General features: G+C 42.6%; 10 protein-coding genes. 9 read left to right on the forward strand and 1 reads right to left on the reverse strand.

The window, feature by feature from the left end:
- The first annotated feature begins 3 nt into the window (after window positions 1-3).
- The 8 genes from lpxA (at window position 4) to AC0L46_RS12880 (ending at window position 10091) form a co-directional block, all read left to right on the forward strand.
- On the forward strand, window positions 4-780 hold the full coding sequence (lpxA, locus tag AC0L46_RS12845; RefSeq protein WP_473504098.1) for an acyl-ACP--UDP-N-acetylglucosamine O-acyltransferase: 777 nt from the start codon (window positions 4-6) through the stop codon (window positions 778-780).
- A 65-nt stretch (window positions 781-845) separates the two neighbouring features.
- Window positions 846-2000, forward strand: coding sequence for a lipid-A-disaccharide synthase (gene lpxB / locus AC0L46_RS12850; RefSeq protein WP_473504100.1), 1155 nt, complete (start codon window positions 846-848; stop codon window positions 1998-2000).
- A gap of 20 nt (window positions 2001-2020) precedes the next feature.
- Window positions 2021-2599, forward strand: a complete 579-nt coding sequence (rnhB, locus tag AC0L46_RS12855; RefSeq protein WP_473507146.1) for a ribonuclease HII — start codon at window positions 2021-2023, stop codon at window positions 2597-2599.
- 4 nt (window positions 2600-2603) lie between these two features.
- Window positions 2604-6080 (forward strand): DNA polymerase III subunit alpha, encoded by a 3477-nt coding sequence (dnaE, locus tag AC0L46_RS12860; protein WP_473504102.1) that lies wholly within the window; start codon window positions 2604-2606, stop codon window positions 6078-6080.
- An 87-nt stretch (window positions 6081-6167) separates the two neighbouring features.
- A complete protein-coding gene (gene accA, locus AC0L46_RS12865; protein ID WP_317003313.1) occupies window positions 6168-7115 on the forward strand; it encodes an acetyl-CoA carboxylase carboxyl transferase subunit alpha in 948 nt (315 codons plus the stop codon).
- An 80-nt stretch (window positions 7116-7195) separates the two neighbouring features.
- Window positions 7196-8506 carry a tRNA lysidine(34) synthetase TilS gene (gene tilS, locus AC0L46_RS12870; RefSeq protein WP_473504104.1) on the forward strand — a complete coding sequence of 437 codons (1311 nt, stop codon included), beginning with the start codon at window positions 7196-7198 and terminating at the stop codon, window positions 8504-8506.
- Window positions 8507-8928: 422 nt separating this feature from the next.
- Entirely contained in the window at window positions 8929-9603 is a 675-nt protein-coding gene (locus AC0L46_RS12875) for a DUF5677 domain-containing protein (protein WP_473504106.1), read from the forward strand.
- Between the two features lie 197 nt (window positions 9604-9800).
- The gene (locus tag AC0L46_RS12880; protein WP_473504108.1) at window positions 9801-10091 is read left to right on the forward strand and encodes a DUF6482 family protein; all 291 of its coding nucleotides are present in this window, start codon (window positions 9801-9803) and stop codon (window positions 10089-10091) included.
- A gap of 40 nt (window positions 10092-10131) precedes the next feature.
- Here AC0L46_RS12880 and AC0L46_RS12885 read toward each other — a convergent pair whose 3' ends face one another.
- Complete coding sequence (locus tag AC0L46_RS12885) at window positions 10132-10809, reverse strand: P-loop NTPase fold protein (protein WP_473504110.1); 678 nt, start codon at window positions 10807-10809, stop codon at window positions 10132-10134.
- A 353-nt stretch (window positions 10810-11162) separates the two neighbouring features.
- On the opposite strand from AC0L46_RS12885, the gene AC0L46_RS12890 reads away from it, so the two are divergent.
- Complete coding sequence (locus AC0L46_RS12890) at window positions 11163-12797, forward strand: CTP synthase (protein WP_347982931.1); 1635 nt, start codon at window positions 11163-11165, stop codon at window positions 12795-12797.
- Window positions 12798-12833 lie beyond the last annotated feature (36 nt).

The following is a 12833-nucleotide window of genomic DNA, read 5'->3' on the forward strand; positions in this document are numbered from 1 at the left end:
ATAGTGGCAATACATCCAACGAGTTTAATTGATTCGAAAGCAGAGATTGATTCTAGTGTAGAGATCGGTCCATTCTGCGTGATCGGTCCAGACGTTAAAATCGGTGCTGGCACAGTCGTTAAATCGCATGTTGTTATAAATGGCCATACTACAATTGGATGTAATAATGAGATTTATCAATTCGCTTCTGTTGGTGAAGCGAATCAGGATAAAAAGTACAAAGGTGAGCCAACGCAATTAATTATTGGCGATGGAAATGTCATTCGTGAGAATGCCACTCTTCACCGAGGTACGATTCAAGACAACAGCCTGACTCAAATTGGTGATAATAACTTGTTTATGGCGAGCACTCATGTTGGTCATGATTGTATTGTTGGTAACAACAATATTATGGCCAACTTTGCCGCTTTAGCTGGTCATGTTCATGTAGGCGATAACACTATTTTAGGTGGTTACACTGGCGTTCATCAGTTTTGTCAGGTGAACTCCTACAGTATGTGTGGTATGGGTTCAATGGTAGTGAAGGATATTCCTTGTTACGTTATGGTTTCCGGTGATCCTGCAAAAGCACATGGAATGAATTTTGAAGGTATGCGCCGTCGAGGTGTTCCAAAAGAAGTTATTCGTGCTTTAAAGATGGCTTACAAAACGGTTTATCTAAAAGGTCTAACACTAGAAATAGCATTAGAAAGCCTTGAGCAGGGTGAGTTTTCTCAAATACCTGAAGTGATGAATTTCATTTCCTCTATTCGCCAATCTAAGCGTGGAATAGTTAGGTAACAGGTGATTTTCTCAAAGAAAACCCCGGACTGTTTCGGGGTTTTTTATTATTAGAGGTTATACAAATGACATCTTCGACAACTCGCTATGTTTTAGTCGCTGGTGAAGCGTCAGGCGATATATTAGGTGCTAACCTCATTGCCCATCTAAAAGCATTGCAACCTGACGCGATTTTTGAAGGCATTGGCGGCCCTTTAATGCAAGCCCAGGGATTAAATAGCATAGTGCCTATGGATCGTTTATCTGTTATGGGGTTGGTTGAGGTTCTTGGTCGTTTACGAGAGCTTTTAGGTATCCGTAAAGATTTATATAACCGTTGTATTAACAATCCTCCGACAGCCTTCATTGGAATAGACTCTCCAGATTTTAATTTGCCGCTGGCGAAAAAGCTTAAATTACAAGGTATTCCAACAGTTCATTATGTCAGTCCATCTGTTTGGGCTTGGCGTCAGAAGCGTATTTTTGGTATTAAAAAATCAGTTGATTTAATATTGGCTTTGTTCCCGTTTGAGCTGCCAATTTATCATCAACATGATATTCCTGTAACTTGTGTCGGACACACCTTAGCCGATGAGATACCGTTGGTTAGTGATGCGGATATCGCTAGAAAAACGCTTGGTGTTGATGTGGGAGAGGCTCCTGTTTTTGCCGTCTTGCCAGGTTCTAGAGAAGGTGAAGTGTCTCGCTTGGCGCCTTTGTTTATTGATACGATCAAACAAATCAAAGAAAAACAGCCGGATGCGGTATTTCTTATTCCTGCCGCCAATGCAGAGCGCCGTCAGCAGATTACCGAGATTCTTCAACAAGCAAATACGGATGCGATTCTAATTGATGGTCAATCTCGTACTGTAATGGCCGCATCGGATGCCATTTTATTGGCGTCAGGAACCGCAGCTTTGGAAGCTATGTTAGTGAAGCGACCAATGGTGGTGTCTTACAGAGTAAATAAGCTGACCTATTTTATTTTGTCTAGAATGATTAAGGTGCCTTATGTTTCTCTGCCAAATTTATTGGCTAATGAAGCTTTGGTTCCAGAGCTGCTTCAAGAAAATGCTTCGCCAGAGAATCTCGCTGCATCCTTGTTGGAAACATGGAAAACGTTTAAAACAGATGAAGCGATACAGGCTAAATATTTAGCTTTGCATCAAATGCTCCGTAAAAATGCAGGCGAGACTGGCGCGAAAGCCATTATTGCTATGTTGGATGAAAAGAATAGATGATAGAGCCTTTTGTGAGTCAAATGTACTTTGGTGACTTGGTCGCTGGCACAGATGAAGCTGGACGAGGGCCGCTCGCGGGTGAAGTTGTTGCTGCCGCTGTGATTTTAGACCCAAATAACCCTATTGCTGGTTTGGCGGATTCCAAAAAGTTAAGTGAAAAAAAGCGCGAAGCTTTATTTGATGAGATTCAAGAAAAAGCCCTAGCCTATGCTATCGCCAGTGCCAGTATTGAAGAGATAGACGAGTTAAATATTCTTCACGCAAGTATGTTAGCTATGTCTCGTTCTGTTGCTTTGTTACCTGTGTCTCCTGAACATGTGCTGGTGGATGGAAACCGTCTTCCTCCTAATTTACCTTGTACTGCTGAAGCAGTTGTCAAAGGGGACGCTCGACAAGCCGCTATTTCTGCTGCGTCGATCTTAGCTAAAGTGACCCGTGATAGGTCAATTGTCGAACTAGCGAAGACCTACCCAGAATACGGTTTTGAAAAACACAAAGGTTACCCAACGGCTTTGCATTTAGAAGCAATCCGTTTGCATGGTATTACACCGATTCATAGACGCAGTTTTGGCCCAGTAAAAAAGATTCTTGAAGGATAATATTTTGTCTGCATCGTTTGTACATTTACGAGTTCATACTGAGTTTTCCTTGGTTGATGGCTTGGTCAAAATCAAAGGCTTGTTAGGCACGACAGAAGCGATGTCCATGCCTGCGGTTGCAATTACCGATGAAAATAACCTTTGTGGTTTTGTCCGCTTTTATAAAGGGGCAATGGACAAAGGGATTAAGCCCATTTGCGGCGCAGATGTCGTTGTGGAAGAGGACGAGGAAACAGACAGTCGTTATCGTCTTACCTTGTTGGCAATGTCAAATAAAGGCTACAAAAACATCATAGATGTCATTTCTAAAGGCTATCAATTAGGTCAATCGGAAGGGCGTCCTATTGTTCGCCGTGAATGGATTGAAGGTTGCAGTGAGGATGTGATCGCGCTATCTGGCGCTGGTTTTGGTGACATAGGTATCTTGTTAAAAAAAGGTGGTCAAGAGCAAGCCAAGCAACGTTTGGTGCATTGGATGTCTGTCTTTCCAGATCGCTTTTATATTGAGTTACAGCGAACGAGCCGTGCCGGCGAAGAAAACTATATTCATGACGTAATACCCTTGGCAGCCGAATTAGATTGCCCTGTTGTTGCAACCAATGACGTGAGATTTCTAAAGCGCGAAAACTTTGAAGCCCATGAAGCACGAGTGTGTATTCACGATGGTGTGACATTGGATGATCCACGCCGTAAACGTCGCTATTCAGAAGAGCAATACTTTAAAACGCCGGAAGAAATGGCTGCACTGTTTGAAGATATTCCAGAAGCCATTGAAAATACGGTAGAGATCGCCAAACGCTGTAGCGTCGATGTTTTGCTTGGAGAGTATTTCTTGCCTGATTACCCCGTTCCTGAGGGTATGACAATGGAAGAGTTCTTTAGCAAACTTTCTTACGATGGACTCCAAGAACGCTTTGATTTTCTGACCAAAAAATACGGTGAGAGAATAGAAAAACGCCGCCAAGAGTATTGGGATCGTTTGGATTTTGAATTAACCATTATTAACCAAATGGGATTCCCTGGTTACTTCTTGATCGTAATGGACTTCATTAAATGGTCGAAAGACAACGGCATTCCTGTTGGGCCGGGTCGAGGGTCGGGTGCGGGTTCATTGGTGGCTTATGCGCTTAAGATCACGGATTTGGACCCATTGGAATACGATCTTCTATTTGAACGATTCCTGAACCCTGAACGTGTTTCGATGCCGGATTTCGATATCGACTTCTGCATGGATAACCGAGACCGAGTGATCGATTATGTGTCTCGAACTTATGGTCGAGATGCGGTTTCACAGATTATTACTTTTGGTGCCATGGCAGCGAAAGCCGTGGTGCGAGACGTTGCTCGTGTACAAGGTAAGCCTTATAGCCTTGGCGATAAATTGTCTAAGCTGATTCCTTTTGAAATAGGTATGACGCTGAAAAAAGCATTGGAAGAAGAGCCAGCATTGCCAGAATTTATTTCTGGCGATGAAGATGCAGCAGAAGTCATGGAAATGGCCATGTCTTTAGAGGGTGTGGTGCGTAACTTTGGTAAGCACGCTGGTGGTGTGGTTATTGCTCCAACCAAGCTCATTGATTTTGCGCCTTTGTATTGTGAAGAAGACGGATCAGGGCTGGTGACGCAATACGATAAAAATGATGTAGAAGAAGCTGGGCTGGTTAAGTTTGACTTCTTGGGTCTGAAAACGCTGACAGTCGTTGATTGGGCTGTTAAGAACATTGACACCATCAACGCATTAGAAGGCAAGCCTCCGCTAGACATCGCTTTGATTGATCTAGAAGATAAATCCACCTACGACCTTTTGAAGCGAGCAGAGACAACCGCGGTATTCCAGCTGGAATCCCGTGGTATGAAAGAACTGATCAAGAAGCTTTTGCCATCTCGATTTGAGGATATTATCGCCTTGGTGGCCTTGTATCGTCCGGGACCTTTGGGCTCAGGCATGGTGGACGACTTTATCAACCGTAAGCACGGTAGAGCAGAGTTGGCTTTCCCGCATCCAGATTATCAACACGATGACCTGATTCCAGTTTTGGAGCCGACCTACGGGATTATCCTGTATCAAGAACAGGTAATGCAGATTGCTCAGGTCTTGGCGAAGTTTTCCCTAGGTGGCGCCGATTTACTACGTCGAGCCATGGGTAAGAAAAAGCCTGAAGTTATGGCGGAACAGCGTCAAATCTTTATGGAAGGGGCGCTTAAAAACAACATAGACAAAGATCTGTCCGGTAACATATTTGACCTGATGGAGAAGTTCGCGGGCTATGGTTTTAACAAATCTCACTCAGCCGCTTACGCCTTGGTTTCTTATCAAACAGCTTGGTTAAAGAATCATTATCCTGCTCCTTTCATGGCCGCGGTATTATCGGCGGATATGCAGAACACAGATAAAATCGTTATCTTCATTGAAGAATGTCGTTCAATGAAATTGGTATTAGAGCTGCCGAATGTTAACGAATCTGTGTACAAGTTTACCGTTAATCCGCAAGGCGCGATTGTTTATGGTTTAGGTGCAATCAAAGGCGTTGGTGAAGGGCCGATCGAAGCTATTGTTGAGGCTCGTAAAGAGGGGCCTTTTGAACATATTTTTGATTTCTGCCAACGAGTTGGGCGAAAAATTAATAAACGTGTCATGGAAGCGCTTGTTCGTTCAGGAGCTTTTGACACCATTGGTCCAAACCGAGCAACCTTATTTGCGAGCATTGATGAAGCATTAAAACGTGCTGTTCAAGATGCCAAAAACCAAGACGCCGGCATGATGGATTTATTCGGTGTGGCGGTTGAAGAAAGCACTGAAGATGCTTACCGAGACATTGGTATTCAGCATGAATGGCCTCCGCGACAACGCTTAGACGGTGAAAAAGACACGTTAGGCTTGTATGTAACAGGGCACCCAATTGACGAATACGAAAAAGAAATTCGTCGTTTTGTGCGCTCTAAAATTGTCGACTTACAGCCAAAGCGTGGTGATACGCAAATCATGGCGGGCTTGATTGTTGACTTACGTATTACCAAAAGTAAAAAAGGTGGTAACATCGCCTTCGTTACATTAGATGATCGCTCTGCTCGAATTGAAGTGACCGTTTTCCCTGATAATTACGACACCTTTAAAGACGTTATTGTTAAAGATGAAGTGGTTGTGGTGGAAGGCGAAATTTCCGTTGATGAGTTTCGAGGTGGACAAAAGGTTATCGCCCGAAATGTTCTTGATATTGCTCAAGCCAGAATCCGTTATGTTGAGGCATTGCGAATTACTTGGACGTCTGAGACGGTAACACCAACAGAGATACAAACACTCGCAAACTACATGTCATCATTCCGTGGGGATGGTTGTGACGTAGTGATAGGGTTTGATACGCCGCAGGCTTGTGGCGATATTCGTTTAGGAAATGAGTGGAAAGTTCGTCCAGATGACGAATTAATTCACCAACTTCAGAAACAATACGGTAAACAAAACGTTCAGTTAGTGTATACTTAGTCGCATTTAATTATTAACACAATGAACGAGTGGCAATAAGCCTTTTGTTTTGAATTTGATGGCAACCAAACAACAGTGTAATTAAACATGAATTTAAATTATCTCCCTTTTGAACAACCTATTGCTGAACTTGAACAAAAAATTGAAGAGTTGCGTTTAGTCGGTAACGACAACGAACTTAATATCAGCGATGAAATCAGTCGTCTTGAAGATAAAAAGATAGCATTAACAAAAAGCTTGTTTAGCAATCTAGGGGCGTGGGAAGTTTCTCAGTTAGCACGTCATCCAAAACGTCCTTACACTTTGGACTACATCAAGCACGCATTCACAGATTTTGAAGAAATGCATGGCGATCGCCATTATGCCGATGACCGCGCAATTGTTGGTGGTATCGCTCGTTTAGATGGTCGTTCTGTGATGGTTATTGGTCACCAGAAAGGTCGTGAAGTAAAAGAAAAAGTTTTACGTAATTTTGGTATGCCTCGTCCAGAAGGTTACCGTAAGGCATTGCGCTTAATGGAAACTGCAGAGCGCTTTGGTTTGCCGATTGTGACTTTAATCGACACACCTGGGGCGTATCCAGGTATCGGTGCAGAAGAGCGTGGTCAAAGTGAAGCTATTGCTTACAACTTAGCGGTTATGTCTCGCTTGAAAACACCAATTATCTCTACTGTTATCGGTGAAGGTGGTTCTGGTGGTGCATTGGCAATTGGTGTTTGTGACGAGCTGATGATGCTTCAATACGGCACTTACTCTGTTATTTCTCCTGAAGGTTGTGCTTCTATCCTTTGGAAGAGTGCTGATCGAGCGTCTGACGCAGCTAAAGCGATGGGCATCACGGCACAGCGCCTTCAAGAATTAGGTCTTGTGGACACTATTGTTCCTGAACCATTAGGTGGTGCACACATTGCTCATGAGCAGATTGCACACAGCTTGAAAGAAAATATTTTAGCGGCACTAGATCGAATGGAAGCATTAACGACAGAAGAGCTGATGGCTCGTCGTTATAACCGTTTGATGTCTTACGGCTTATAATTTCTTATTAGTTAGAAAAGCCTCCTATTTCAGGGGGCTTTTTTGTTTTTGAGAACACATGATTGCTTTTTTTAAGAGTTATGATGAAACAGATGCTACTTAACCCGATTCATTCTTCGTCTCCGCTTTGTCTTAATCAAGCGTGGTTGGACTGCGTGTTTTCTGAAGCAGAAACGGTTTGGGTTGGCTTTAGTGGTGGTGTTGATTCTCATGTCTTATTGCATGCGGTTGTAGCGCAGCTTTCTAGTTCACAAAGAAAGAAATTGGCGGCTGTCCATATTCATCATGGATTGAGCGATAATGCGGACGACTGGTTGGTTCATTGTGAAGCGGTCTGCCAGCAGTTAGGGGTACGCTTTGTTGCTCAGCGAGTCCAGTTGGAAGCTCAAGCTTCGCTAGAAGATGCTGCCCGTAATGCTCGTTATCAAGTCTTTGAAAGTGTTATGTCAGCCAATGATGTGTTGCTTTTAGCCCACCATGCGGGCGATCAAGTGGAAACCGTCTTGTTTCGTTTATTGCGTGGTACAGGTGGAAAAGGGTTATCTGGCATTCCTGAGCAACGCTCTATTGGTCAGCAAGAAGCGCGTTTACTTCGTCCATTTTTATCGCTTTCAAAAGTTTATATAGAACATTATGCCAAGCATCATGAATTACAATGGATTCTTGATGAATCCAATGTGGATGAGAGCTTCTCCCGTAATTTTATCAGACACAGCTTGGTGCCAAAGGCTCAACAACGTTTTCCTAATATGGAATCCAATATCGTCTCTACGGCCAAGCGTGTAGAAACGGATTATGCCATCTTGAGCCGGTTTGCTCAGCGCCAATTAGCTTTATGGTGTGATGAGTTTGGCGGCCTTGCCTTACATGACATTGCAGACTTACCGGCCGAAGAAAGACAGTTTTGGTTACGAGAGTTTCTAGCGCAATCCGATATCTCTGTGCCTCACGCTCAATTGAAAAACCTAGATGCGACCTTCTTCAGTGCAGAAGATAAACAGCCTGAAATGCAGCTAGCAAAACATAGATTACTGCGCCATCAGAACCGCTTGTATCTTTTGCCTTTGGATCAAACCGTCGTATTGGGAAAATTACAAGAAGGGCAAAAACTCGTTCGAGCGTTTGATCTTGTCACCGTTCATGGCACCACAGACTGTGAACTCAGAACTCGCCCTCATGGCGTGAACCTCATTCTTCCAAATGGCAAAACACGTTCCCTAAAAAAATGGCTAAATGACCAAGGAATTCCCAGCTGGTGGCGAGAACACCTACCTTATATTTATCAACACAACGAACTCGTCGCAATCGGCGACCTTTGGGCACATCCTGACTGGCAAGGCAAAGTTGAATGGGAACCATCGGAACGCCTTCCATTGCTTAAAAAGAAATAGCAAGCATATCCTCAAGTAGGTCGAACTTTAGTTCGACAAACACGAATCTCTTGTATTATTGATGCCATTTTTCAAATGCCTCGCTTCGTCAACCTCAATAGTAGGTCGCACTTCAGTGCGACAACTTGTTTTATTATTGGTTTAACTAATTCTTTGCTCGTTTGTTTAAAAAATAACCATGGATTTGCGTGTTTATACTGGTAGATAAATAAATAGTCTTTTAGTATCAATGTATAAGGATCTCTAGCACTGAGATCTAATAAAGAGATGGAATAACTCGCACGCTCGTTTAGCCAGTTTTAAATTTTGTGGATGGCTTTGTAAAACACTGAAAACTCAGTTAGTTGTAGAGATATTCAGAGAGCTTTTTAAATGTGTAAACGCGCATGCGCACTATTAAAATGTTATGAGTTCGGGAGAACATGAGTACTGTTGAAGATTGGGTGATACTTTTAAATCTAAGAGAGTCTGAATTTGATGGGCTCGAGTACAGCACGCTCCAAGAAAAATACGTTCTTATATTGGCAACACGAATCAGTGAGCTTTGCCTAGATGCAGTGTTGCTTCTCAATCAAAATCGAATTTCAAGTGCGCCTCTAATTCTAAGGACAGCACTGGAATCGTACGCAGATTTAAATTCATGCATTAAAGATCCTACACATTGGGAGCAGCTAACAAAATCTTTTTATTGGCAACTACATGAAGTTAGCAAAGGTGTAGACACAGAAAGGGGTGAGCATTACAAGTCAATTGGAAAGTACTTGCCGGTTAATAAGCGTTTTAGTAAAGCCGGGTTGTCTGACTTATTTAATGGTTATTACAAAGCCCTATCGCTGCATAGCCATGGTAACTTGTCATCATTAATTGAATTTCACACCAAAGATAGTAATGCTTATCTTGGAACAATTTCTAATGACGATAAAACCATAGAATATTTTGAGCAAGCTATGAATTTGATGGCTCTATGCTTAAGAGATACTTGGGAGTTCTTTGAAATATCTCAGCAAGGCATTCAGCAAGCACAAAGAATCATAGATAAAATCAACAAAACTCATAACAAGTCAATTCATCCGACCGCTGACGCATCGGATGATTGAGGTGTTAAGGCTGTAGAACTTCTCCTAAAAGAACATTTGTATGTTCTTTTTTAATACTTGCCGTTGTCATAACTTATTTCCTGTAAATCGGCAGTTCATCGTAGTCATGCACTGCAAGTTTTCCATCCGTGAACCATTTTGGCATTTTTGACGTAAAAGTCTGCATCGGGATTAAATTTAGAAAGGAGAGAGTCAAGATGCAGGTCAAAGAGCTTCAAAGTGTGCTTTCATTTGAGAAAGTGGTGATTCATTCACTGGCGCCAAATTTGTATCAGGTGTCTGTGATGTTGGATGGTGAGGAAGTGTTTCTTTTGGATGGTAAAGGTAAGTTCCTCACGAGCCATAACAAACAAGATTTGCAGGAGTTGTTTAAGGATAAACAAGTGGGCGCTATGGTGCTTCGACATCAGAGTGCTTATGACGAAATGGTTGGTCAGCCAACAAGGGAATCGACGAATTGTTTAGAAGTGCCGATTGGCACCTTGTAGTATTCACGGATTTACTTTTGTTTAATGATTGGAGGTAAGGCTAATTTTGTATAAGCCAGTTTGCCTTGTCTTTGGTTGATAGAACCAATTCTGCATTGAGTCCATCGCTTTGTTGGATTCTGTTCATTGCCTGTTCATGGCTAAATCCCCACGCTGCCATATGGCGTTTTGCTAATCGCTCTGTGGCAATTTCGATCGGTATATCCAAGAACCAGTGTTCATCAAATAATGGCTTGGCGTTTTGCCAGCCATCTTGTGAATGAAGCAAATACAAGCCTTCAACCAAGATGACTTTAGCGTTTTTACTTATGAGGAGGTCATCTTCAATTGGGTCTCCTATGCTGTGGTCAAAGCTAGGCCATAAAACGTCTTTTGTTTGATAGCTTTGATGAATGCTTTTGATGCGTTCTGCAAACGCATGGCTATCAAATGTCCAAGGTGCGCCTCGTCTTGCAAAGGCTTCTTCTGGGTTAGGTAATTCACTGAGCTGGGATTTGGAAAGGTGAAAGCCGTCCATTGATAGGCTAATCACTTGTTGTTGATGCTCTGAGAAATAAGACGTTATGTATTCCGCTAATGTGCTTTTGCCTGAACCTGGCCCGCCAGTTAATCCAATCAGGGTTCTATGGGGCTTGTTCACTGCACTTTGTATTTTTTCCAAAGCTTGTTTGATGTCTGCAGAGTTGGAGTAGAAGTGTTCCAGTGGTGACGTTGCCATAGCTATTCCTGATTTTAGCTGAGCCTTGAGTAGAGTGAAGCTACTCTAAATTAGCATTGCTCATAAGTCGAACAGAAATCAAAAAATCGCTTTTCCTCTAATGGTTAAATCATCCCTTGGTACGCGAAAAAGGTCATAGACTGATACTTTGTTGTTATAAGGTAATCTTAGCTTGGAGTTGATGGGAGAGCTTTGATAGTATTTGTATTACTAATGGTTTCTGCTGTATAAAACAGTGTTGTTTTACATTGAGTGAAAGGGCGCGCGATGTTATTATTTTCCCCCGTCCTGAAGGTGCATTTTTCTGTGCCATCAAATCTATTTTTTTCTATTTTAAGGCGGGTTAAACACTCATGGCAACACGATATATTTTCGTTACAGGTGGTGTCGTTTCATCTCTTGGTAAAGGTTTGGCGTCAGCATCCTTAGCAGCCATTCTTGAATCTCGTGGGCTAAAAGTTACCATGTTAAAGTTGGATCCGTACATTAACGTCGATCCAGGTACCATGAGTCCTTTCCAGCACGGCGAAGTTTACGTAACAGAAGACGGCGCTGAAACCGATCTAGACCTTGGTCACTACGAACGTTTCATTTCGACCAAAATGGGTAAGCGCAATAACTTTACCAGTGGTCGTGTTTACCAGCACGTTTTGAAGAAAGAACGTCGCGGTGAATACTTAGGTGGAACGGTTCAGGTTATCCCTCATATTACAGACGAAATTAAACGACGTGTTATTTCTGGTGCTGAAGGCTCAGATGTGGCGTTAGTTGAAATCGGTGGCACAGTGGGTGATATCGAATCCCAACCTTTCTTGGAAGCAGTTCGTCAGCTAAAAGTAGAGTTAGGTTCCCGTCGTGCGATGTTTATGCATTTGACCTTGGTTCCTTACATTCGTACAGCAGGCGAAACTAAAACCAAACCAACTCAGCATTCTGTTAAAGAATTGCGTTCGATCGGTATTCAGCCAGATATCCTTATCTGTCGTTCTGAAGTGACTATTGAAGCGCCAGAGCGTAAGAAAATTGCACTTTTCACAAGCGTTGAAGAGCGTGCGGTTATTTCCCTTCCAGATGCCGATACGATTTACCGTATTCCTCAAATGCTAAATGACCAAGGCTTAGATAGCTTGATCGTTGAGTACTTCAATCTAGATTGCAACATGCCAAATCTGGATATTTGGAATAAGGTTACGCAAGCCAAATTGAATCCAGAAAAGCAAATCAATATCGCCATGGTTGGTAAATACATGGAGTTGTTGGATGCTTATAAGTCTCTGATTGAGGCGATGGATCACGCTGGTATTCATGCTAGAACGAAGGTGAAGCTGCATTACATCGACTCTGAAAGCATTGAAGAAAATGGCACTGAATGCCTAAAAGGAATGGATGCGATTCTTGTTCCTGGCGGTTTTGGTGAACGTGGCGTAGAAGGTAAGATCCTTACGGCTCAATATGCTCGTGAAAACAAAGTGCCTTACTTAGGTATTTGTTTGGGTATGCAAGTTGCGGTTATCGAGTTTGCTCGTAACGTTGCAAAATTGGCTGGCGCTCACAGTACAGAATTTAATTTAAAAGCAGAGAATCCTGTTGTTGGTCTGATTACAGAATGGACAAACTCAGAAGGTTCTAAAGAAATCCGGTCAGAGCAATCTGATCTAGGTGGTACGATGCGTCTTGGCGCACAGAACTGTAATCTAGCAGAAGGCACTAAAGCGTTTGAAGCTTATGGTGAAGCTGTGATTAAAGAGCGTCACCGTCATCGTTATGAAGTAAATAACTTCTATATTTCTGCATTAGAGAAAGCAGGTTTAACGATTTCTGGTCGTTCAGAAGATAACTCATTGGTTGAGATGGTAGAAATTGCTGATCATCCTTGGTTTGTTGCTTGCCAATTTCACCCAGAGTTTACTTCAACACCACGATATGGACACGGCTTATTTAGCGCCTTCGTTCATGCAGCGTTGAAGTATGCAGGAAAAGAAAAATAAACAGATCAAACAAGCAGTTTGTGATTTTTCATATAT

Source organism: Marinomonas sp. 15G6-16 (genome assembly GCF_055809555.1).